This is a genomic window from Marivirga aurantiaca (genome assembly GCF_016679925.1).
Lineage (GTDB): Bacteria > Bacteroidota > Bacteroidia > Cytophagales > Cyclobacteriaceae > Marivirga > Marivirga aurantiaca.
Map to the genome: position 1 here is coordinate 488,738 of NZ_JAEQBW010000001.1, position 22,295 is coordinate 511,032.

Here is a 22,295-nt window from a genome sequence, read left to right on the forward strand (position 1 = left end):
TTAGACAGTTTTTATAATAACGCTACTATATAACAAGATTTCTTATTTTCCAGCCAACACCCCTATAATCCCCTCGAGGGGATAGTTCTCACAGATTTGCATCAGTAGAAAACCACAAACTTTATCACTATTTTCTACTGATGTAAAGCCCTGTTATCTTATTTGGGGTACTCTTGATAAATACTCCAATGTTCGAAAACCAAATAAACTTTGCTCGAGAAAGCGGGCGGGAGGACAAAAAGGCGAGGAGCGCGTGGAATTGCAGCGTGGAAGCATCTTTTTGTCTTGATTTTTTCTATCTTTTGTATCAAGACAAAAGATTAAGAATAAAATTTGGTATAAAAATTCTTGGAACTTAAGTTAAACCTCAATACTAAATGAAATTCCTATTTTTTGAGGTTTTCTACTTAGATTTAAATTTGTAAATATTAATATAAAGGCAGACCTAGTTTATAGGTGAAATTTATTTTTCATGAGGAGCCTATTTGAAGTTCAGTTCAAAGACTGCGATGACTTGATATGAATAAGCATTATGGGATCAGCCAGGGATTTTTCCGTGGATTTCCATTAGTAATTGATCAGTTGTCCTATTGAGTATATCGTATACCTCCTGAAAGCTTTGTTCGCCTCCATAAAAAGGATCCGGCACATCCTGATGTCTACTTTTGATGTCAGGTTCATAGCTTCTTAAAAGCTTTACTTTCTCAACTTCTTCTTTTGATCTGGCCAATCTTAAAACATTTTGTTTGTTACTGCTGTCCATTACCAGAATTTTATCGAAATGCCTGAAATCATCAATGGAAAATTGTCTGCCCCGATGCTTTAAGGAGATGCCATTTTCTTTTGCATTCCGTAAAGTTCTTTCATCAGGAAGCTCTCCTATATGATAATCTGATGTGCCACATGAATCTACTTTAATGAGGCTGTCAAGACCTCTTTCAGTAATTTTATGTTGCATTAATCCTTCTGCTAGTGGGGAGCGACAGATGTTTCCTAAACACACAAATAGAATTCTAATCATTTCATTAATAATGTTTTAAACCACAAGCTACTAAATTTCAAAAACAAAAACAGCCTTCTGAAGATTAAAGCTTGCTTCGCTTCAAATGCCAACCGTTTCAATAAAGCATATTTTTCTGCTTTACCCCTGATCATGCAGAAGATCTTACGACAAATTATTAGCGTGGAATATAATTGAAAGTTTCCTTTTTTATACTGTTTTTGCGACATAGCAGTATTCAATATCCTTTTTCTGACTAAAATTTTATCGGTATAGGAAAACGGATAAACTCTTGATAATCGTATTTTTATGTCAAAATCTTCGTAAGCTAAATTTTCATCATATCCGCCTGCTTTTTTTAAGAAAATAGCTCTGTACATCATAGTAGGTGAACAAATAAAATATCTTTCTATAATATTTCGAAAGACTATTCCCTCTGGAACTGGTATAGTGGATTTTCCCCATTGGTCAATTGGGTAATGACTGTGCAAAAGTTTTCCGGATTCGTCAATATAATTTGCATTGCTAAAATTAATGGCTACTTCAGGTGACTTTTCCATATTGGCCAATCCCAGTTCCAGTCTTTCAGGCAGCAAAATATCATCGGCTGCCAAATCAATAATGTACTCAGCCTCGGTAAGTGCCAGGGCTTTGTTAAAGGCACGGCAGTTGCCCATGTTTTCGTTAAGGAAAAGGGTGCTGATTCGGGAATCGGGATGTGCTGATATAAACTGTTCTATTTGCTGTTTGCTGTTATCATTGGAAGCATCATCTACTACAATCAATTCCCAATTCCTGTAGGTTTGTGCCAATACAGAATCCAGAGTTTCCTGCACATAATTTTCATGGTTGTAACATAAACAGATGACAGCTACTTTAAGCAAAGCTCCAATTTTTTCGAGTAAAAAAAACAACAAGTGTAAAATAAAAAACAAATCTCAGGATATGAGCATACACTAAGATTTCGATCCCTATACTATTTCCTGCAAAGATGTATATAATAAAAATAAAAGCACTTAACAATTCACATAGGATGTACTTTTTAGTCTGAACCGAAACCATGAGCATCAATGCAAAAGGAAAGCTGGCAAAGGCCAGTATATCTCCCAATATTTGAAATTTAAAAAGAGGAGTGGCTTGAAGGTATTCTGAAGAGTACAACATTGTTATAATGGGTGCTCTGAATACAAAAACCAGGATGAAAAACAGAGCTGTGAAAAATCCTAAAATTTTCACTTGTTTTCGAAAATGCACTTTCATCTTATCTCTACTTTTGTGGTAAAGCCTGGAAATCACAGGATAGAAAGTGAGAAATAAGAAACTCACAAACAATGCCCTGTAAGCTTCTGAAATTCGGACTATGGATTGCCAGTAGCCTGTTTCAGTACTCCCAAATAGATTGATGGCGTATTCACGAATGAAAAAATCCACCCATTTGCTGCTGATCCACACTGCCAAAGCCATCCATAAAAATTGCTTAAAATGATTGAGGATTTCCTTATCCTGTGTGAAAGAAAGTGGTAAAAAAGTCAGTAAATCCCTATAAAGTACCCCTATAAAAATAAAGGTAAACATGCCTTGAATGTAAAGGTAATACTGAAGCGTTTCTTCAATCCCTCCGGAAAGAATAAATAAGAAGGTAAAGATTATTATCCATTGTAGTAATTGAAGAACTCCTAACAGTTTTAACTTTTGCTTTGCTATTAATACGGCAGATGCAATGCCTTGCAGGCAAAGGAATAAAATAGCCATCAGAATGAATCCCCAATTTTGACTGGAAAAATTAAACAGGTCAGTGGGAAAAGCCTTTAAAATCCATAGAAGAAATAAGGTTGAGAGGAAAATAAGAATCGTAAAACCAATGGCAGTAGCCATAAGCTTATTTTTGGAAAATGAATCCTTAGGATAGGCATTGATAAATCCCTGGACAACTGTATCCTGAATGGGTTGGTTAAACAAGCTGATCAAATTTTGAAAGTGACTGAGAAGAGTGGTTCCGGCCGGCCCGTATAAAATGGCTACAAATTTTTGCATACCCAAGCCTCCAAGTGTACGGATAAGGATGATAAATCCTCCCCAAAAACCACTCTTTCTTAATTTCAACCACTTTAGCATACCAAGGTGTGTTTTTTTGTCATTACACTCCCAAGTGCTAATTTATGATGCAAGAGTCCTCTGTTGATCTTATTATTTATCATAGAAGTGCCCATATCAATGTATTGGACATTCTCTTTTTGGGCTAGCTCATAAAGCGCATTCCATAGTAAAAGCCCAGGATTGTCTTTGTCAAAGTCAGGATTTGTTATCAATGAATATATATAGTAACTATTGGATTTTGTCCTCATAAAAAATACTAATCCAATGAGGTTTTGCCCATCCCTAAGTTGAAGGCATTGATAAGCATCAGGGAATGCGGTTTTGGCTTTTAGCATCCACTCTTTTGATATCAGGTTTCGATGGCCTTTCAGTTGCCGCCAATCCAGTAGTTGCTGATAAAGACTTTCCCATTCATTGGGCTCTGCTTCTTTTATGTTATAATTTGAATTGAGCAGACTTTTTAACTTTCGTTTTTTCCTTTTCTGCTGAATGTTTTCTTTAAAGGTTCTATTAGCTTTTATCGCTAAGTAATTTGAAATTTCTACTTTTTCAATGAAGCCATTATTTTCAGTAATGGTATGTATTATAGCTTTACTAATTTGGTTAAATGCAGGAGGGAGGATAAAGCTTATTTTTTGGTGATATTTACTTTTCAGGTGGCTGATGATTTGTGGTATAAGTACTGGTAAGAGATTTTCATCAATGATAAATGGCTCAAAATAAGGAGCTTGGTAGGGGGTTTTCCATTCACCTTCCAACCGGGCAAAACACCAGAATGAAATAATTTTACCGGCCGGGTTTTTTACTGTGAGGGGCACATATTTTATTTCTGATTTCCTTAGTTCCCAAAATCCTTTCTTAGTGAAAAGGCTAAAATTCATCAGCTCTTCCCATTCGGATTCCGGCCATTCTTCAAAAATGCTGTACATAATTGGATTTTTGATTATCGTTTGACGATTTTTGATTTTAGCTAAGGATTTATGGGCACAAAACCCGTACTTCTGCCAACAGTTAAGCAAGCATGCTCGAAATATAATAAATAAATGGAAGATTACTTTTTTACAGTATCAGGAAGTGGGGAAAGTTTATACAAAGAAAAGGGAAGCAAATTCATAGGACTGACTTTTCGGGTAAAAGATGAAGAGGAAGTAAAAGAAGTGCTTGAAGAAGTGAAAAAGAAATATTATGATGCCCGCCATCATTGCTATGGCTACATTTTAGATGAAGATAAATATAGAGCCAATGATGATGGAGAGCCCAATCATTCTGCCGGGGACCCCATTTTAGGACAAATTCGTTCTAAAAAACTACAGCAGGTTCTGGTAGTAGTAGTCCGCTATTTTGGGGGCACTAAGTTAGGTGTGTCAGGCTTGATCAATGCTTATAAAACTGCTGCTTTTGAAGCCCTGGAAAATACAAAGTTATTAAAAGTAGTAATTGAAAAACACTATAGTTTGCACTATGGCTATGAACTTACCAATGAAGTGATGAAATTACTCTCTGATTTTGAAGTCAATATCATAGACCAGAATTTTACCGATACCTGTCGGGCCAAAGTAGGAGTAAGGCAGTCTCTGGCAGGAGAATTTGAGGAGGAGTGTGAGAAAACACAAGGTTTGGAAATAGAGGCAAACTGATGCTTATCTGATAATATTGTCTCTCGATTTTTGGGTTATGAGGTTATATGATAATTGTTTCCTTTTTGTTATAGCCTAATCAGCCAAGGTTTCAGTTAAAATAATCTATGAAATATTTATTCTTGAACAACAAGAGCAAGATTACTGTATATGTCAGAAATTCTGCGCCCATTGCCAAATATTTGGTTTTACTTGTCATATATCCAAAGGTTTCAATGACACAAACCAAAGCCATTAATCCGTAAGCAACTGCCATTATTTGAGGTGTTTTGGTCCATTGTGCAAAATATCCGTAGAGGAAACTTATTGAGGCAAACAATACAGAACCCCAATGAATGATCAACAGCCAATTGGGAAATTCAGGATTGGTAAAAGGTTTCCAGGGAATCCTTGGCAGAATCATTTCAAGAAACCCACCTGCTGACCAAAGCAACAATAAGAAGTGAATAACCAATATTATGTATCCTAAAACGTGCATATTTAGTTGTCTTTATAGTTTTGTTGTCTATTTTTTAATTCATATGCTGTGCCCGAAATTCATTTGGATTAATTCCTACTCTCTTTTTGAACAACCTTGTAAAATATGGTGGATGTTCAAAACCCAATTGATAGGCTATTTCCGCAATAGTGACATCCGAACTTGTAAGGATGTTTTTAGCCTGATTAATAAGGTATAAGTGGATGTGTTCCAGTGCTGATTTTCCCGTTTCATGTCGCAATAGATCACTTAAATATTTTGGAGACAGGTGTAACTTTTCAGCTATATAATTTACTGAAGGGAGTCCTGAAATGTACTGCTGTTCTGTTCGATAATAAGCTTGTAAAACCTCATTAAATTTGGTGTAAAACCTTGAATTAATTGGTTGTCGATGTAAAAATTGTCGTTTATAAAAACGTTTGGCATAAACCAGAATTGATTCAATTTGTGCAATAATGAGTTCCTTGCTAAATTCATCTTCATTACTGTTGTACTCTTTTTCCATTTGGTGGAAATGTTGCCAGAAGATATGTTTTTCATTCTCCGAAACGTGCAAGGATTCATTCACTTCATATTCAAAAAAACTCATTTTTGTTATTTTGTAAAACAAGCCGCTATTGTTCAAAAAATCTTCATGAAATGCCAGAATAAATCCTTTTTCATCGCATTTCACTTCCTTGAATTCAATAATTTGTCTTGGTTTAAAAAAAGATAAAGTTCCCTGCGTATGATCGTATGAGGAATGCCCATATAAGATTTGTCCTTTGGTAATTTTTTTGAAAAAGATAAGATAGCAATCGCAAGTGAACTTTGGAACCTGTTTGAAATTCTCCATTTCGCAAGCTTCAAAACTATTCAACCAGATCAACGGATGTTGCGGACCGGGTAATCCAAAGGCTTGCAATAAGTGGGATATGGTAGCGTAATGAATCATAATTTATAATGCCGTTTTACCAATCTCTGAAAATTGTTGGTTCCTAATATTTTTTTCATCCGAACCATCATTTTAGCATCTTTCCCTACCAAATATCGCATTTTTTTGCTACTTGTAGTAGCCGCTTCAAAGATGACTTTGGCCACATCTGTAGGCTTGGAAGGAAATGCAGCCTCATCACCTTGAAGTGCATTGTGTAGTTTGTTTTGGATCTGATTATAATCTGTCAGATTGCCTTCCACAAAATTCATGCTTCTTCCGGCAAAATCGGTTTGCACTCCTCCGGGCTCTATGAGTTTTACGTCAATTCCCAAGGGGTTGAGTTCGTAGTTGAGTGATTCACTAAATCCTTCTACGGCATATTTGGTAGCATGATAGTAGGTAAATAGCGGAAAGGAAACCCGGCCGCCCATGGATGAAATATTGATGATCCTACCTGATTTTTGTTGACGAAAATGTGGAAGTATTTGTTTGGTCACTTCAAACAGGCCGAATACATTTACATCAAATTGGTGTTGAATAGATTCTTTGCTTGCATATTCCATAACACCTGCCATTCCATATCCGGCATTATTGAGCAGGACATCTATTTTGCCAAAGGCAGTAATTGTAGCTTCAATTGCTTTTTGAATGGAACCGGTATTTAAAACATCCAATTCAAATAGTTTGAGGTGGTCTGTTTCCTTCAGTTCTTTTTCATTTTGCGGTTTTCGCATTGTCGCTGCAACGTTCCATCCTTTTTTTGCAAAATAAAATGCAGTTTCTTTTCCTATTCCACTGCTTGCTCCTGTAATTAAAATCGTTTTTGCCATATCAGTATGTTTAATTATTATACTTAGGCAAATGTCGGACAAGCTAGGCTAAAGATGTTTATACAAACTGCTGTATGCGTGATACTTTTTGCCGGAAACTTGAAGCGTTCGATTTAGCAGCTGTTCATTTGAGGCGTTCTAATACTCCTTTACGCTTGATGAGGTTTTTATAGTCCCATTGAATCTCTTTCGACTTTTGAAGCCAGCGGCTTAAATCCTCTTTGTTAATTTGCTCTTTGGAGGTATATCGGATTTCGGCAGCTTTGAATTTACCTTCCTTTTGCAGCCCTTCTTCATCAAAAGATTGCCCACTCCAAAATAATAACCTGATATTTTTTTTTAATTTACTATATCCCACAATTGGATTGCCATTCAAAAACCAAACAGGGTGTGCGTGCCAAATTTTATTTTCTGCTTCCGGTAAGTTACTACTGATTTCCCGGGATAAGATATGGCAGATTTCCTGGTCTTCCTCACTTAAAAGTGAATTATTATATGCTTGAATTTCTTCGTTCATTGACTTATTTTGTTGGTGGTATATTATCTACTATTTTTTTTATGGATTGTTTAAGTTGTGCTATAAAATTCAATGATAATCCGGGTTCTTGATTATAATAGCTGTGCTGACCAATCAACATATCTCACGCTAAACATTAATGAGATACCGATACCGCAGTGGCGGCATAAGTTAAATTTCTTCTTTTGAAAAATTCAAGAATCCCCCTTAGTCCCCCTTTTGCTGAAAGGGGGAGCGTATAAGGAATCATCAAAATCTTCTTTTAGAAAGTTTGTTTTAAGGCGATATAATATTTCCTGAAAACAAAAACTTATAATAAAACATTCTGTCTTATGCTTGATCAAGCTTTATATCCAATCGCTCTTTCACAAAGTCTTTTTCCCTTGCAGATAATTCCTCACTTTGCTTTTTAATTTCGTGGTGTAAAAAAGCTTTATCTTTATAAGATGCAGCTTCAAAACGATATTCTGTTGTTTCCAACTCATAATCATAAGGGCCTTTTTGGGAAATCAACTTTACTATAATTGGGGAGGTTTCCACCACAATAAATAGTAAGAGGATAAAGATGTTAGCATACCAAATGGCAGTGCTTTTAGCACTTAGTCTATCAAGTGATTCCAGCCGGGCTGCGGGGCCGTCAACTGAATCCTCTTCCAAGCTCTCAACTTTATGTTGTTCATCCTGAATCAGGGCTGTCAGTGCTTCCTGTTTTTGGGCAATCAGCTGGTTGTTGGTAGTCATTAAGGCTTGTAGTTCCGATTCTACCTGGTCTACATCGGCTTTTTTAATTTTGTAAATAGGTCCCGGGCTGCGTTGGCCGGTGCCGCCTGTTCCATCTGCCTCCTGTTGTGCAATACGTGCCAACTCATCTCTTTTAGCTGCTTTAAGAGTTATTTCTTCTTTTAAAGTAGCTATTTCTGATTGCAATGCTTCTCTGGGAGCAGTATATTGATTCCTGATGGCATTTTCTTGTGAAGCGTAACTCTCCTGTGCCATTACAGACAGTTCTGCATTGATTTCTTTTTCAAATATTTTTAACTCCAGAGGTTTTGCAATTACAATGGAGATCATCACAGCCAACAAAATCCTTGGGAGTGCTATTTTGAATTCCTGAAATCTCCGGTTACTTTTTCGCATCCCGGACACAATATAGCGGTCCAGGTTGAAAATCATCAGGCCCCAGACCAAACCTAAGGCTATGGCGAAAAAAGCCTGGTCAAAAACTGTGTAGAAGGCATAGGCTGCAGCGAATGCCGCAAATAGTCCTGTAAAAAAGATAGTGGCTCCTATACCGATATATTTATTGGAGTCGGTGGGACATTTCTTTAAGGTTTCGGTATCTGCTCCCGAGCAGTACCAGAAAAATGATTGAATCTTTTCCATAGGCTACAAACGCTGTGGGTGTTTAAATATTAGAATTGATTTACAAAGTTGGTGCCAGTGCTGTTTGGAACAATTCCACCACATTTAGAGGCTCAGGAAGTTCGGTTTCGTACAGTAGAAGTGTACGATATTGCATTTTTGATCGCTTTTACTTTACTTAATAGTTCTAACCAATTTGGAGATGGTTTTGAGATGCCACTAAAAATCTTGTACATTTTGATCCTCAGTGGCTGGTATTTACTGCGATTTATCGAAAACCCTCAATCATAAATCCACTTTGAATCCGAGGAAAAGTTGTTAATTTTCGGTCATGAAAGTAGGTAGGAAAACCTCTTTCATTATCACAAAAGGCAGCTTGTCTTCCTGGGAATTGTACGCTCCACCTGTAAACACAGCAACCATATCCGCTTCAGGAAAAACCAAAATATATTGCCCGCCATTTCCGGTTGCAGCCTTAGAGATAATGGTTTTTTGGTTCACTTCAAGCGGAACATTCCACCATAAAAAACCATAGTCCATTCCTGTAATAGCAGTTTTAGCCGAAGTGGATTCCTCAATCCATTCTTGAGAAACAATTTGTTGTTTATTCCACTTTCCTTTATTAAGTATTAGTTGCCCAATTTTGGCCATATCCCGGGAAGTCATGTATAATCTTTTGGCAGATGGAATAACTTCTTTATTGGAAGTATGTCCCCAGCTTACATTATTAATAGCCAATGGATTGAATAAATATTGTTCGGCAAACTTATCTATTGTCATTCCGGAAGCCTGAGATATAATTTCAGTAGCTAAAATCTGTCCCATTGTACAATAGTTGGATACTGTTCCCGGCTCGTTTATGAGTGGTAAATCCCAAAAATATTGTAGCCAATCATTTTTCTTGTATACCCTGTCTTCCTGTCCTTTTGATTTCTTATCCCAGTCATTACAATCAAGCCCGCTTGACATTGTCAGAAGGTGCCTGATAGTGATTTTGTCTTTTCTCTTGTCTGGATTTTTTTTGGCAATTGGGTGTTTCACATATTTAATTACAGGGTCATCTATATTATCAATAAATCCCTTATCAATAGCAATTCCCATTAAAAGGGAAGTGATACTTTTTGTTGCGGAACGAAGATCGTGTTGCTTGTTGATAGCGTTTTCACCAAAATATTCCTCGATGAGGATTTGATTAGTTTTGACTAATAATATACTATGGATTTTATGTTCTCCATTCTGTAATTGGTTGAATAGCTGATAGATTCTTGTTGAATCCACATTTTGAGATTTTAGGCTGTTGGTATTCCATCCGTCTTCAAGATTTTGTGGTTGAGAATATCTGTAAACATTTTGCCCATAGGAAATCATACTTAAAGATAGAATGAAGCTTATTATGATTATGCCATGTTTCATGTGTATATAATTTGTTTTTTAAGACCACCCCGAAATAGTCGGGGCAGGCTATGCTCCAAAGGGATCCCTTCGGGAGAATTCAATAAATTTTATTAATCCTCGGTTGCCCCGATAGCTATCGGGGAAGGATTCTAAAATTTATGCTCATTTCATATTATTGAAGTAACGTTTAGGTACTAATCCTGCTACACAAGATAGAGAAACAAAATTAAGATTCCGAGACTTGAAATAAAATGAGTAAAACAGCTATAAGTCATGGTTTTTCACATAAATGTCCCTCTTAATCCCTCACTTTACATAAAGCTGATTGCTCAAAATTAAACCCTGAGAGAGCCACGGAATCCTCTGGCTCCGTAGTAAGATTCAGCACCATTATGGTAAATGAATACACTCCCGTAACGCCAATCTCCAAAGATGGCACCACCTTTTTTCCTAATATCAGCAGGTGTCTTTACCCAGCTCGATGTTTTTGTATCGAAATCTCCAAGTTTCTGTAACTCGCGGTATTGTTCTTCGGTTAAAATTTCAATACCCATTTCGTCTGCCATACCTATAGCACTATTTTCGGGTTTATATTTTTTTCTTGACTCTAATGCTTCAGGGTCATAACAAACACTTCTTCGACCTTTAGGACTTTCAGCCGAACAATCGAAAAAGATAAATTCATTGGCTTTTTTATCAAAACCTATCACATCAGGTTCTCCGCCCGTTTCTTCCATTTCATTAAGTGACCATAGTTTATCAGTATTGTTTTCGAGTTTAGTTTGTATGCTGTCCCATTCCATGCCTTTATGACGATGCATGTTTTTCTCGAAACGAGTTCGTAAAATTTTAAATAGTTCATCTATTCGTTCTTGAGGAAGTTTTGTTTGGTTCTTCATATTATCAGTTTTCTGTTGAATTGTCTTCTAATTTAAAATTTTTCTATTGGCAGGCCTAAAATACCAGGAGATCACAGTAAGAATTAGTAATAATGCGGGCCCGAAAAGTTCTTTGGCACCATCTCCAACTGCTAAATGAGAAAATATAGCACCGGACATGACAAAGAAAAATCCTGCATAAGCCCATTCCTTTACTAAAGGGAATTTCGGAAGAAGTACGGCTACAACTCCCAACATTTTCCAAATGCCAAGTATGGGTAGGAGATAGGCAGGATATCCCAAATTTGTAATCATATCTACCTCTTCCTGCATTTTAATGAGCTGTACAATTCCAGTGGATACCATTCCTAATGAAAGCCAGATAGTAGCAATCCAATAGATGATTTTGTCTCTTTTTTTCATAAAATTATTTTATTGTGTTCATGATTTTTTGTAATCGGTTATGTGCCATATTAATTCCTTGAGCAAAGGGTAACTGCAGTATTTGATCTCTAAGTGTAACTGATCTATAGACTATATGCATACTGAGCTTACTCTGATGATCACCGGAGTCGTCAGTAAGTTTTTCAAATTCCAAAAACTCAAGCTGGGGACCGAAATTTGCATTCTCCATTTCAAATGTTCGCGTGATTTTCCTGTTCATGACCAGCTCATGGATTACCCCGCTGAATCCGTGTTTGTTTCCCATCTGATCGGTTGTTTCAAATTGGTAACTGCCGTGATTTTTATTTTCGAGCTTCAACACCTTCGTTCCCATCCATTGCTCCACAATCTCCGGTTCAATATAAGCCTTGAACAACAATTCCAGTGGCAGCTCAAATTCCCTTGTGATCAACAGTTCCTGTTTACCATCTTCAGCATGAATTTTTGTTTTTAGTTCCATGGCTTATTTATCGGGTTTATAGTTTTTCATTATGGTTTCCAGTTTATTAAACCTGTCGTCCCACATCTTGCGGAATGGCTCAATAAAGTCAGCTATTTCTTTTATCTTTTTAGGATTAAAGTGATAGTAAATTTCCCTGCCGTTTTGCTCTTTTTCAAGCAATTCGCACTCAGTTAGGATTTGTATATGTTTTGAAACAGTTGGCCTTGCGGTGTCAAAGTTTGAGGCTATTGCACCTGCGGTTAAAGATTGCGAAGCCACCAATAGGAGTATAGCCCTTCTGGTAGGGTCTGCTATGGCTTGAAATACGTCTCGTCTTAAATTCATATGTAGTTATTTGACTACAAATATATATGTAGCTATTTAACTACGCAAATTTTTTTAAATATTTTTGGCCAAAAAGGAAATTACTTTTAAACTCAGTTTTAAATTTGAGCTAAAATTTAATTAGAGCGGTATCCATCATCTCATTAATATTTAGCATTAGATACCGGATAAATTAAGACTTTTTGAAAAGTAAGTCTTAATTTTCCGGCATAGCCTGCCCCGTTTTTGCGGGGACGTCATTAATTATTATTCGAACTCAGATCTTTAAAGACTGGATAAGCTAAACTATACAGCATGAATGATTTACAGGAACTCTATTTTAAGAATGCCAATGAATGGCGTGAGTGGTTAGCACTCAACTATAATAATGAGCCTGGTGTTTATTTGATCCTTTATACAGTGGCGCACGAAATGGAATCCATGCGTTGGGAAGAAGCCGTAAAAGTAGCTCTTTGCTATGGGTGGATTGACTCTACAGCCAAAAGCTTAGGGAATGGTAAGCGCAGACAATACTTCACAAGTCGTAATCCCAAAAGTGTATGGAGTGCATTAAATAAAAAATATATTGAAATGCTGATAGATGAGGGGTTAATGCATCAAAGTGGTTTGGAAGCCATAGCGCTTGCCAAACAAAATGGTAGTTGGTTCGCCTTAGATGAGGTTGAAAAAGGCATTGTGCCGGAGGATTTGCAACAAGCATTCCAGAGGAATCCAAAAGCATATGAAAACTATCAAAGTTTTGCACCCTCCTACAGAAAGAGCTATTTGTACTGGTTGAATCAGGCAAAAAGAGCAGAAACAAGGCATAAGCGTATTGTCCAAATCATAGAGTTGTGCGCAAATAATATTAAATCGAGGGATGCTCGCTGAGGATTAAAGCCATGCATAGTTTATCAAGCTTTGCTTCAATGTTATAGTTTGCAAAAGCTTGAGTCCTGTTTGATGGATTAGGAATACGAATTTCTGTCATGGTTTTACATCAGAAAAAACCTGCATTTTATCAACCCGCTATTGGCTTTAGTTTTCATTAGGTTGGCATATCATCCCCATTTTCATTATTCGCTGTTTTCAATATTGCTCTAATTCTATTTATATGAACCTGAGACATTTTTGCCCTTTCATTGGCTGATTGAGAACCTACACCTTTTTTTCCTCTTGATATCTCAGTCAGCAGGTTTTTATGCTCCTCGAACATCCGCAATGCAGTCCACATGGTTTCTTCAATCTTATCAGTTTGTTCAGCTAAAAGTGAGGCTGCCGTATAAGCATGCCCAGTGTGGCAACGGAACCGCAAACTGCTATTTTTTTCTACTTTCCATAAAATACCACCACATCCCGGACAGTTAAAGGGTACTTGATCGCCCAGTTTATTAACTGAAGCCAAATCGCTTAACACACGTTCGGCAATTTTAGCTTCTATTAAAACATCTTTTGGAGCAGGTTTGCTTTTTGGTAATTTCTGTGGAATAAGCTTGTAAAGCAGAGCTCCCATCTCTGATATTGGGATGCAATAATCTACCTTTACATTATTTATAGCATTTCTTGGCATAGCCGGATACTCCGCTTCCTCAGGATCCTGTACGATACAGGTTCCACCACATCTTTTGATAGCTTTCATTCCTGATGTTCCATCATCAAGATAACCTGTCAGCAATATCCCGATAACACCAGCCCCAAACGCTACGGCAGCTGACCGAAACAATGGATCAATTGCAGGACGCGACCTGTTTTCGTGGGCTCCTTTGGTCACAAATATTTTCTTGTTGCTATCAATCAAAAGGTGATGATCTGATGGAGCCTTATATAAATATCCAGCTTCCAGCTTGCTTCCGCTTTTTGCATGCTGACACTTTAGGGTATTTAACTTATTAAGCTCGTCTATAAGTATATTTCCTGTAGCATCAGGAGAAATATGCTGGACAATCAATATTGGCAGTGGAAAGTCTGTGGGCAGTTGGCTTATTAGTTTTTTTAATGCGCTCAGCCCGCCAGCAGATGTGCCTATTACAACGACTCGGGAAATTTTTTTTGGTGGATTGGTTTTTTTGTTTTCTTTCATCAACTAAAATTTAATTAAGTGTTAATCTGTCACAATCTATTTCTCTTACGTTTTTCTGAAAAACCTGACTAATTTTTATCAAAATATTGAAAATAGCATTGCGTAATTATTGGGGTTGAATGTGCATATTATTTGTTTTTTGTCCAGGAAGAATCGTGAAAGATGGTTCCACACTACAACCAAGTGCCCCCTGTCTTTTGTCTTCTAGACTGCTCTCTTTGGACGAGGATTGTTTGTTTTTGAACATTGAAGCTTTTTAACAAGAGTACCATAGTTAATCCTCTTTCATTTAGCACTTTCTAATTAGCAAGCAATGATGGTGTCTTGCGTTTTTGATGTTCAATTTTCCCAAACCGGGATTTCAATATAACTGTCACTAAACCATTTAATTATCATTGGGGCGCCAGCATCTGTAATTATTTCTTCTGATGGTTCTTTTCCTGAGCCATAATTGATGATTTCAAATGGGTGCTTGTTTACGTTTACTACAATCACCAATCGGCTGCCCTTTTTAATCTCCTTACTGATAATATGAGAGGCATTCAAAGGAATTTGCTCTTTTTTACCTGGTGTTAAAAGCTGCCTTTGACTATTGTCTTTAGCATAGCTGGCCCGTCCTAAATAACGGGATAGTAAAAAATAGTTTTTGTCTTCAGTTTGTTCGTAAAAAGAAATAGAAATATCCATATCCCTTTTGTTGGTTTCCAAAACCAATTGACCTGTAAACGGACCATTGATGCTAAAAGCCTTTTCAAATGTTTCGGAAGCATAAACGATTCCATTACTTGCATCAAGACTATCAATAATCAAAGTGGGGTGAAAATAGTTGTTCATACTTTCACGATTGGTAAAATTGATTGTTTGCTGCTGGAACACTGGCTTTTTAGAGACCTCCTTAGCCAGGTTGTTATTGTGGAGGTACATTCGCAGGCTTTGGTTGCTCATTGCTTGCAGTGATGGTTCATGTCTCCAGGTATTGGTTCCCATTAACTGGAAATTTACTTTATCCTTAAGTAACTCTGGTTTTGGTGCATCTTTAAGAATCCAATCTAACCACTCATACGCCAGTTTTCTCATACTTATGTTGGCCACCGAATCAATTTCATACCCTCGAAGGTTGGATGACGGGTTTGCCTGTCCACCCCAATGATCATAAGGACCTATTACCAAATAATGCTTTGCTTTTGGATGATACTTGTTGTGCAATTTGAAATATTCTACTGCTGAAATTTGCGGACCGTCAAAGTAGCCAGTGGTAGTCAATACAGGAATATCAATTTTGGCATATTCTTCAGCTGTGGGTACCAGGGATTTCCAATATTCATCATAGGCAAGGTGTTGGAGCCATTTTTGGAAATGGGGGTTGGTATAACCTAATGCGCTGTCTATTTTGGAATAAGCGTATCCCCTTTCATACCACTCCCATAGCAGTGAAGCAGGAATTGGCTCTTTTCCTAAAATATTGGTGTGCGACCAATTTAATTCAAAGCCTAATTGGACATTGTTCTGCATTGGAAAATCGAAGCCTGGCATTACTGCTACTTGTGGTACAATAGTTTTAAGCGCAGGATGTATTTTTTTTACTGTTGCCCATTGTGAAAAGCCTGTATAACTGCCACCATACATCCCCACTTCTCCGTTGCACCAATCTTGCTTACTAATCCAGTCTATTATGTCATATATGTCTGATTGTTCATTCTCATAGGGCATATAATTTTCTACATCAGTCCGAATACCACGAGCGTAGGCCACCACGCCTACATAATCTCTATCTGCTGACCGCCTGGCAAATATGGCATCTCCTTCTCCCTGATGATAGGTAGTGTAAAATAATATTACAGGCATGGCTTGGGTATTTACTTTCTTATGAGCTATGATAGCCGAAATATCAACTCCACTTTTTGTGGGGATTAGTACATTTTTCTGGATATGGTAAATACTATCTGCTGTATTTTTCTTTTGTGCAAAAGAAGTAGCTGATATTGCCAGGAAAAGACAGAGCATTGTAAAAATATATTTCATTTCTTTTAATTTTTTCTGTTTTATGGTGGGTTCTTTTTTTATACTTGACAACCAACAACTAATGAACATACAATCCCTGTAAAATTTACGCTACAGTTTATGTGGGATCAGGTACCGGACTAATTTAGTATTATTCTTAATTATTTACATATTTCTCAAAATTTTAATTTTAAGAAAGATTTAGGAGTGAGGTTTGGTAGAGAAATGGCTAGAAGGTAGTATAGAACATTCAGCTTTGTCTAGTAGGGATTTACACTGAGATATCATATAAAATCAATTATTTTTATGATATAAGTAGTATTAATTGTGAATAACTAAGCCGTTTTCTTATATGTTTTAGTAAATTGCAGCTTATATCTCATTCATATTAATTTACAAATCCCCTACTGTATTGAAAAAGATTTTATTGTTGTTAGTTTTCCCCTTTTTATTTTTCAGTTTTACTAAAGCCCAGGAAATTTGTAATGATGGCATAGACAATGATGGAGATGGTTTTATTGACTGTTTTGATTCTGATTGTTCAGGCAATAGTGCTTGTGATGGCTTTTATATGGGAAATGATGCTTCATGTGAAGCAGTACCTTCAGATTTCCCTGTTTTTTCACTTCAATTGGCTTATCAGTCAGCTAATGATGTAACCAATAATTTAAGCAGGATAGCCATAGGTGATTTGGATCGAGATGGGATACCTGAAATCCTGTCTACAAATCGGTATAATGATCGAATCTTTCTTTTAAATGGTAATGATGCTACTATAAAATATCAAGCATCCATTAACAGCCCAAGTTATAGTTCTGCATCTATGGCCAATGTACAGGATGATAATTGTGGAGAAGTGTTCATTGTAAATTCCAATACTGGAAGCGATTTTAGGATTAATTCATTTGATTGTGAACTCAACTTACTATGGACATCAGAAACTTTGCCAAATGACCCCGTTTTCATTGGTCATGCAGATTTTGACCGAGATGGCAAGCCTGAAATGTATTACAAGGATGAAATTAGAGATCCTGTAACAGGTGTCCGTATTGTGGAAAATGCGGGAGTCGATTGGGACGTTATTCCAGGTGGACCTATTGCTGTAGACATTCTAGGAGATGAAGATTTAGAATTAATTTTAGGGGACAAGATTTACAGCGTAGATTTAGGAGACAGGACAGAAGATGCCGGCTCCTTAACCTTGCTGGCTACAATGCCAGCTACTTATCAAACGAAATTAATGAGCTATGCTTCTGGAGTTAGTGCAAGCACATCTATAGCTGACTATAATCTTGATGGTAATTTGGATGTGATTGTTACCGGAGCTGATGGAGGAAACGTATCAACTGTTTTCTTATGGGATGTAACCAATAATACTGTAAAAACTTTCAATGATCCTTTTGGCACAGGTGATTATCAATACGGTTGGAAACGAGGAATGGGAAGGGTGAATATCGCTGATTTAGATGGTGACGGGCAATTAAATGCAACATTTGTATCTGGTAAATATCTATATGCACTAGATGAACATTGGAATATCTTATGGAAATTGGCCATAAATGAGGAAACTTCAGGGCTCACTAGTAGTACCTTGTTTGATTTCAATGGTGATGGTCGATCAGAATTAGTTTACAGGGATGAGGACTTTCTATATATCATCAACGGAAGTGATGGTAGTGTGAATATTTCCATTCCTTGTCGTTCCAGAACTAATATTGAGTATCCTATTGTGGCAGATGTGGATGCAGATGGCTCAGCCGAAATTTGTGTTGTATGCGCAAGTGAAGATTTTAGTCCTGGCACAAGAGGAAAAGACCTTGACTTATATGCCCCCGCGGAAGTGAGAATTTATAAATCTGGAGGAGAACCATGGGTACCTGCCAGAAGAGTATGGAATCAGTATGGCTATTTCAATGTGAATATCAATGATGATTTGTCCGTGCCTCGAAATCAACAAAAGCATCATCTGGTTTGGTCAAATGGCACTTGTGCAGTTGGACCTGTCCGTCCCTTAAATGGCTTTCTAAATCAATCACCCTTTTTAAGCTCAGAAGGTTGCCCTACTTATGCTTCAACCGATTTGAATATCATCGAATCCACCTTTTCAGTTTCACCACCCACCTGCCCTGACGAGCAGTTTACAGTCAGCTTCGAATTTGAAAACATAGGGGACGTTCCATTATCAGGTAATGTTCCTGTCACATTTTACGATGGTGACCCTTTGATTGCAGGAACTAATAAGCTGAATACAGTATCTATACCTCTCAACAATTTTGGAGTAGGACAGGTTAGTTCAGCTGTTGACCTTGTGGTGCATGGTGCAGGTTCACAATTTACACTCTATGCTGCCTTAAATGATAATGGTTCCACCACGCCAACGCCTATAAGTTTTCCAAATACCAACTTTTTGGAATGCGACTACGCCAACAATATTGTTTCTACCGAGGTAAACCCTATTCCTTTTGCCTTATCAGCGGAGGCAACGAATAATATAACTTGTGGTGGCAATACTGTTGATCCTCATGGTTCTGTCAGAGTATTTAGGTTAGTTGGTGGCACCGAGGTGACAGCAGACTATGATTTCTTTTGGTTCAATGGAACAACGGTTGATGATACTCCTGATTATACAGGTGCTGTCTATACAGGTTTAAACGCAGGTACCTATACTGTTTTTGCTACAGATAAATTAGTGGGATGTAGTTCTGATACCATACAAGTAGTCATTGAGGATAGTATAATAACTTTCAATGCAGAAATTACTGTGGATAGTGGGAACGATAATTGTCAAAATCCTAATGGAGAATTAACAGTTAGTATCAATGATGCTAATGGGGTTGCGCAACCTGTAGGCAACTATGACTATGAATGGTATGTAGGAAACACTGTTGGTGGTGGTTCACAAATAAGCAATAGTCATGTGGTTAACGGGTTGGATTCTGTTACTTACACCGTTTTGGTCACTGAAAAGGCGACTGGCTGTGAAACCATCGAATCTGCCAAAGTGCCAAGTGAGATTGAACTTCCCGAAGTTGAGGCTTCAGCAACCGATATTGTTTGTTCTGATACAAATTCCGGAAGCGTGAGTGCTTCTGTAGGAGGTACAACCTCCGGATATACTTTTGAATGGTTTATCGGAAGCAGTGAGAAACCAACAGCTGACTACACAGGAAGCACGGTGGACAATTTACCGCAAGGGAGTTATACTATTAAAGTGACTGATGATGCTTCTAATTGTCAAACAGCACTAGTCACTGTTGAAGTTAAACAAACACTTTCTCCTGAAATTGAGGACATATCAAGTACAGAAAATAATTCATGTGATAGCAACAGTTCCAATGGAAGTGTAACAGTTTCAATAGTGGGTAATGAATCAGATCACACTATTGAGTGGTTCTCTGGCACTAGCACCACTACTGCAGTAATTGGTACAGGTGTTTCGCTAGATAGTTTAGGTGGAGGAGAGTACACTGTAAAAGTTACAAACGATGAAACCGGCTGTGTGGTGACAGATAGAGTGACTATCAATAACAACATTGTCATTCCTGAGTTAAGTGTAACAGTCGATCCGGTAACAACTTGTTCTCCTTTTAATGGAAGAATTGAAGCTACTGTTGATTTAGGTTCTGAAAATGATTACACATTTTTTTGGTATGAAGGGACATCAGTAAAAGCATCTGCAGATTTTACTGAAACAGGAAATCTACTTGATAATATGGAACCTGGCTTTTATACAGTCCAGGCACTTAATAATGATCGAAACTGTTTGGCTGAGCCTGTTACTGTAATGGTTAATGATTTGGCTACTTTTACAGCTAGTATAGTAAATACAGTAAACGAAGACTATGGTGCTTTAGGTAATGGCAGTATAACTATTGAAGTTGATAAAGCTGACTGGGAATATGAGATTTTCTTAAATGGCGAATCTTACCAGATTATTGATTCAGGTTTAAGAGAGTTTGAAATCAATGATCTATCTGCTGGCGTATATGATGTTAAAGTAAAGGGTATCGAATCAGGATGCAGTGTCAATTTAACCATTGAAATTTTTATCAATCCGAATACAGCTACTGATATTGTGGATTTTGAGTTACCAAATACTACCTCTCCGGCTATTATTGATTTAGTAAATCATACAGTTGAAATTGAAGTGGATGGGTTAACAGATTTAAGTAGTTTGGTGCCTGAAATTCAAGTTTCAGAAGGGGCTTCCATTAGTCCGGATGTTAACGAGCCTGAAAATTTCACAGAACCTGTTTTATATTCGGTAACGGCTGAAGATGGTGTCACATCTCAAGAATGGGAAGTTACTGTCAATAAGGCTCCTATTATTAAAGAGGATCAAACAATTACATTTAATGTTCCTGACAGCCTGTATCAAGATGAATCTCCTTTTCCTCTGGAAGCAACTTCATCAAGTGGGCTTTCAGTGATGTTCGCTATTGAAAGTGGAACTGCAACAATTCTTAATAATCAGCTAGTACTGACAAATGAATCTACTGATGTAGTTGTAAAAGCATTTCAGGCAGGAAATGATACTGTGAACTATGCTGAAGTTGAAAAAAGAGTTACGGTTTTAGGAAACTATGATATTTCAGTTAATGTAATCAGACCAGATGATACCCCTTTGGAAGAAGGATTAGCAAAACTATTTAATTTGAAAGGCGGCATTTATAGTAGGAAAAAATTTACTGGCGGTGATTTAACATTCAAAAATGTTCGGAAAGGAGAATATATCTTGCAAATCATACCTTTAGGTGAAAGTGGGGCCGATGTTTTTCCTGGATATTATAGTAGTGCTCATTTTAATAAAGATGCTACTGTCTTAAATATTAATAACAATTTAAGTCTAAGGATGAAAATGAAAGCTAAGACTGTGTCATCTACCGAAAAAGGAAATGGCGAAATAAATGGGAGGGTGGTGAAATCTGAAGATTCATCTAATGGAAGAATATCTTTGGGGGAAATTAATGAGGGGGAAGGAATTAAAGAGTTAGTCATCTATTTGTTACAAGAGACTGCAGGAGATATTCTTAGAGTAGCCGATACAGATAGTTTAGGTAATTTTAATATGTTGGAGATCCCAGGTGGTAGTTATCAATTATTACTTGATATCCCTGGTATTGAGCAATCTGCTACCTCTTTTAATTTGCCGTATGACGAGCAAAATTTGGAGATGAATCTTACAATATTTGTTAATTCTGAAGGCGTGGTAAGTGTAGATATTAATACAGTTTTAGGAAATAAGAATTCCGACTTTGCTTTTAATATTTTTCCTAATCCAACAAATGGAATATTGCATGTAAATGGATATTACGGAGCTGAACAAGAAATATCTATTATATCTTCAAACGGAGCAATAGTAAAAACAGTAATACTCTCATCAGAAAATATGCAAAAAATTGATTTAACTGATTTAAGAGAAGGAGTGTACTACTTAAGATCTGACAGCGGAAAACAGCGTATGGTTAAGGTTATAAAGAATTAAATTAGAAAGGGAACTCTTGAAAAATGCTTCAATGTTCGAGAACCAAATAAAGTTTGCTCGGAGTATGCGCGTGGGTGGACAAAAAGGCGGGGAGCGCGTGGAATTGCAGCGTGGAAGCATCTTTTTGTCTTGATTTTTTCTATCTTTTGTATCAAGACAAAAGATTAAGAATAAAATTTGGTTTAAAAATGCATAGAATTTAAGTTAAAGCTCAATATTAAATGAAATTACTGTTTTTTGAGGTTTTGTACTTAGGTTTAAATTTAAAGAAACACTAATAAAAGTAAGGATATCCAGTTTATAGCTGAAATTTATTTTTCATGAGGAGCCTAGAAAGCTTTAAAAATGAATGATAAAAGGGCTGTCTTAATTTGAGATGGTCTCTTTTTGTGGAGCCACTGATTTTGTA

Annotated in this window: 20 protein-coding genes; 4 read left to right on the forward strand and 16 right to left on the reverse strand. The window is 37.0% G+C overall.

Features of this window, described 5'->3' with window-relative positions:
• Window positions 1–538: 538 nt before the first annotated feature.
• The 4 genes from JKA74_RS02125 to JKA74_RS02140 are packed head-to-tail and all read right to left on the reverse strand — an operon-like array spanning window position 539 to window position 4,026.
• Window positions 539–1,021, reverse strand: a complete 483-nt coding sequence (locus tag JKA74_RS02125) for a low molecular weight protein-tyrosine-phosphatase (protein WP_201429505.1) — start codon at window positions 1,019–1,021, stop codon at window positions 539–541.
• A complete protein-coding gene (locus tag JKA74_RS02130; RefSeq protein ID WP_201429506.1) occupies window positions 1,018–1,884 on the reverse strand; it encodes a glycosyltransferase in 867 nt (288 codons plus the stop codon). The genes JKA74_RS02125 and JKA74_RS02130 overlap by 4 nt, the downstream gene beginning before the upstream one ends.
• Window positions 1,877–3,115, reverse strand: coding sequence for an MATE family efflux transporter (locus JKA74_RS02135; protein ID WP_201429507.1), 1,239 nt, complete (start codon window positions 3,113–3,115; stop codon window positions 1,877–1,879). The genes JKA74_RS02130 and JKA74_RS02135 overlap by 8 nt, the downstream gene beginning before the upstream one ends.
• The gene (locus JKA74_RS02140) at window positions 3,109–4,026 is read right to left on the reverse strand and encodes a GNAT family N-acetyltransferase (protein WP_201429508.1); all 918 of its coding nucleotides are present in this window, start codon (window positions 4,024–4,026) and stop codon (window positions 3,109–3,111) included. The genes JKA74_RS02135 and JKA74_RS02140 overlap by 7 nt, the downstream gene beginning before the upstream one ends.
• A 114-nt stretch (window positions 4,027–4,140) precedes the next feature.
• Here JKA74_RS02140 and JKA74_RS02145 point away from each other — a divergent pair, with 114 nt between their 5' ends.
• The gene (locus JKA74_RS02145; protein WP_201429509.1) at window positions 4,141–4,734 is read left to right on the forward strand and encodes an IMPACT family protein; all 594 of its coding nucleotides are present in this window, start codon (window positions 4,141–4,143) and stop codon (window positions 4,732–4,734) included.
• Between the two features lie 91 nt (window positions 4,735–4,825).
• On the opposite strand, the gene JKA74_RS02150 is transcribed toward JKA74_RS02145, so the two are convergent.
• The 5 genes from JKA74_RS02150 to JKA74_RS02170 all read right to left on the reverse strand — a co-directional run bounded on the left by JKA74_RS02150 (window position 4,826) and on the right by JKA74_RS02170 (window position 8,858).
• Window positions 4,826–5,212 (reverse strand): hypothetical protein, encoded by a 387-nt coding sequence (locus JKA74_RS02150; RefSeq protein ID WP_201429510.1) that lies wholly within the window; start codon window positions 5,210–5,212, stop codon window positions 4,826–4,828.
• A 34-nt stretch (window positions 5,213–5,246) separates the two neighbouring features.
• On the reverse strand, window positions 5,247–6,146 hold the full coding sequence (locus JKA74_RS02155; protein ID WP_201429511.1) for a helix-turn-helix domain-containing protein: 900 nt from the start codon (window positions 6,144–6,146) through the stop codon (window positions 5,247–5,249).
• Window positions 6,143–6,958 (reverse strand): SDR family oxidoreductase, encoded by an 816-nt coding sequence (locus JKA74_RS02160; RefSeq protein ID WP_201429512.1) that lies wholly within the window; start codon window positions 6,956–6,958, stop codon window positions 6,143–6,145. The genes JKA74_RS02155 and JKA74_RS02160 overlap by 4 nt, the downstream gene beginning before the upstream one ends.
• A gap of 124 nt (window positions 6,959–7,082) precedes the next feature.
• Window positions 7,083–7,475: a DUF1801 domain-containing protein gene (locus tag JKA74_RS02165; protein ID WP_201429513.1), complete on the reverse strand. Its 393-nt coding sequence runs from the start codon at window positions 7,473–7,475 to the stop codon at window positions 7,083–7,085.
• A 330-nt stretch (window positions 7,476–7,805) separates the two neighbouring features.
• A complete protein-coding gene (locus tag JKA74_RS02170; protein ID WP_201429514.1) occupies window positions 7,806–8,858 on the reverse strand; it encodes a DUF4407 domain-containing protein in 1,053 nt (350 codons plus the stop codon).
• A 57-nt stretch (window positions 8,859–8,915) separates the two neighbouring features.
• On the opposite strand from JKA74_RS02170, the gene JKA74_RS02175 reads away from it, so the two are divergent.
• Window positions 8,916–9,128 carry a hypothetical protein gene (locus JKA74_RS02175; RefSeq protein WP_201429515.1) on the forward strand — a complete coding sequence of 71 codons (213 nt, stop codon included), beginning with the start codon at window positions 8,916–8,918 and terminating at the stop codon, window positions 9,126–9,128.
• 27 nt (window positions 9,129–9,155) lie between these two features.
• Here JKA74_RS02175 and JKA74_RS02180 read toward each other — a convergent pair whose 3' ends face one another.
• The 5 genes from JKA74_RS02180 to JKA74_RS02200 all read right to left on the reverse strand — a co-directional run bounded on the left by JKA74_RS02180 (window position 9,156) and on the right by JKA74_RS02200 (window position 12,341).
• The gene (locus tag JKA74_RS02180; RefSeq protein ID WP_201429516.1) at window positions 9,156–10,250 is read right to left on the reverse strand and encodes a serine hydrolase domain-containing protein; all 1,095 of its coding nucleotides are present in this window, start codon (window positions 10,248–10,250) and stop codon (window positions 9,156–9,158) included.
• Window positions 10,251–10,567: 317 nt separating this feature from the next.
• Entirely contained in the window at window positions 10,568–11,131 is a 564-nt protein-coding gene (locus JKA74_RS02185) for a DUF4256 domain-containing protein (protein ID WP_201429517.1), read from the reverse strand.
• Window positions 11,132–11,158: 27 nt separating this feature from the next.
• Complete coding sequence (locus JKA74_RS02190) at window positions 11,159–11,533, reverse strand: DoxX family protein (RefSeq protein WP_201429518.1); 375 nt, start codon at window positions 11,531–11,533, stop codon at window positions 11,159–11,161.
• A gap of 4 nt (window positions 11,534–11,537) precedes the next feature.
• On the reverse strand, window positions 11,538–12,014 hold the full coding sequence (locus tag JKA74_RS02195) for an SRPBCC family protein (protein ID WP_201429519.1): 477 nt from the start codon (window positions 12,012–12,014) through the stop codon (window positions 11,538–11,540).
• A 3-nt stretch (window positions 12,015–12,017) separates the two neighbouring features.
• Window positions 12,018–12,341, reverse strand: coding sequence for an ArsR/SmtB family transcription factor (locus tag JKA74_RS02200; protein WP_201429520.1), 324 nt, complete (start codon window positions 12,339–12,341; stop codon window positions 12,018–12,020).
• A gap of 294 nt (window positions 12,342–12,635) precedes the next feature.
• On the opposite strand from JKA74_RS02200, the gene JKA74_RS02205 reads away from it, so the two are divergent.
• Complete coding sequence (locus JKA74_RS02205) at window positions 12,636–13,211, forward strand: YdeI/OmpD-associated family protein (protein ID WP_201429521.1); 576 nt, start codon at window positions 12,636–12,638, stop codon at window positions 13,209–13,211.
• A 157-nt stretch (window positions 13,212–13,368) separates the two neighbouring features.
• Here JKA74_RS02205 and JKA74_RS02210 read toward each other — a convergent pair whose 3' ends face one another.
• Complete coding sequence (locus tag JKA74_RS02210; RefSeq protein WP_201429522.1) at window positions 13,369–14,400, reverse strand: chemotaxis protein CheB; 1,032 nt, start codon at window positions 14,398–14,400, stop codon at window positions 13,369–13,371.
• A 339-nt stretch (window positions 14,401–14,739) separates the two neighbouring features.
• Entirely contained in the window at window positions 14,740–16,422 is a 1,683-nt protein-coding gene (locus JKA74_RS02215; RefSeq protein WP_201429523.1) for a CocE/NonD family hydrolase, read from the reverse strand.
• 391 nt (window positions 16,423–16,813) lie between these two features.
• On the opposite strand from JKA74_RS02215, the gene JKA74_RS02220 reads away from it, so the two are divergent.
• A complete protein-coding gene (locus JKA74_RS02220; protein WP_201429524.1) occupies window positions 16,814–21,886 on the forward strand; it encodes a T9SS type A sorting domain-containing protein in 5,073 nt (1,690 codons plus the stop codon).
• The last annotated feature ends 409 nt before the right edge of the window (window positions 21,887–22,295 follow it).

Excerpts from the sequence above, each read along its gene's own strand:
- JKA74_RS02125 (WP_201429505.1), bottom strand. The coding sequence starts at position 1,021 with ATGATTAGAATTCTATTTGTGTGTTTAGGAAACATCTGTCGCTCCCCA.
- JKA74_RS02135 (WP_201429507.1), bottom strand. The coding sequence starts at position 3,115 with ATGCTAAAGTGGTTGAAATTAAGAAAGAGTGGTTTTTGGGGAGGATTT.
- JKA74_RS02140 (WP_201429508.1), bottom strand. The coding sequence starts at position 4,026 with ATGTACAGCATTTTTGAAGAATGGCCGGAATCCGAATGGGAAGAGCTG.
- JKA74_RS02145 (WP_201429509.1), top strand. The coding sequence starts at position 4,141 with ATGGAAGATTACTTTTTTACAGTATCAGGAAGTGGGGAAAGTTTATAC.
- JKA74_RS02150 (WP_201429510.1), bottom strand. The coding sequence starts at position 5,212 with ATGCACGTTTTAGGATACATAATATTGGTTATTCACTTCTTATTGTTG.
- JKA74_RS02155 (WP_201429511.1), bottom strand. The coding sequence starts at position 6,146 with ATGATTCATTACGCTACCATATCCCACTTATTGCAAGCCTTTGGATTA.
- JKA74_RS02160 (WP_201429512.1), bottom strand. The coding sequence starts at position 6,958 with ATGGCAAAAACGATTTTAATTACAGGAGCAAGCAGTGGAATAGGAAAA.
- JKA74_RS02165 (WP_201429513.1), bottom strand. The coding sequence starts at position 7,475 with ATGAACGAAGAAATTCAAGCATATAATAATTCACTTTTAAGTGAGGAA.
- JKA74_RS02170 (WP_201429514.1), bottom strand. The coding sequence starts at position 8,858 with ATGGAAAAGATTCAATCATTTTTCTGGTACTGCTCGGGAGCAGATACC.
- JKA74_RS02180 (WP_201429516.1), bottom strand. The coding sequence starts at position 10,250 with ATGAAACATGGCATAATCATAATAAGCTTCATTCTATCTTTAAGTATG.
- JKA74_RS02185 (WP_201429517.1), bottom strand. The coding sequence starts at position 11,131 with ATGAAGAACCAAACAAAACTTCCTCAAGAACGAATAGATGAACTATTT.
- JKA74_RS02190 (WP_201429518.1), bottom strand. The coding sequence starts at position 11,533 with ATGAAAAAAAGAGACAAAATCATCTATTGGATTGCTACTATCTGGCTT.
- JKA74_RS02195 (WP_201429519.1), bottom strand. The coding sequence starts at position 12,014 with ATGGAACTAAAAACAAAAATTCATGCTGAAGATGGTAAACAGGAACTG.
- JKA74_RS02200 (WP_201429520.1), bottom strand. The coding sequence starts at position 12,341 with ATGAATTTAAGACGAGACGTATTTCAAGCCATAGCAGACCCTACCAGA.
- JKA74_RS02205 (WP_201429521.1), top strand. The coding sequence starts at position 12,636 with ATGAATGATTTACAGGAACTCTATTTTAAGAATGCCAATGAATGGCGT.
- JKA74_RS02210 (WP_201429522.1), bottom strand. The coding sequence starts at position 14,400 with ATGAAAGAAAACAAAAAAACCAATCCACCAAAAAAAATTTCCCGAGTC.
- JKA74_RS02215 (WP_201429523.1), bottom strand. The coding sequence starts at position 16,422 with ATGAAATATATTTTTACAATGCTCTGTCTTTTCCTGGCAATATCAGCT.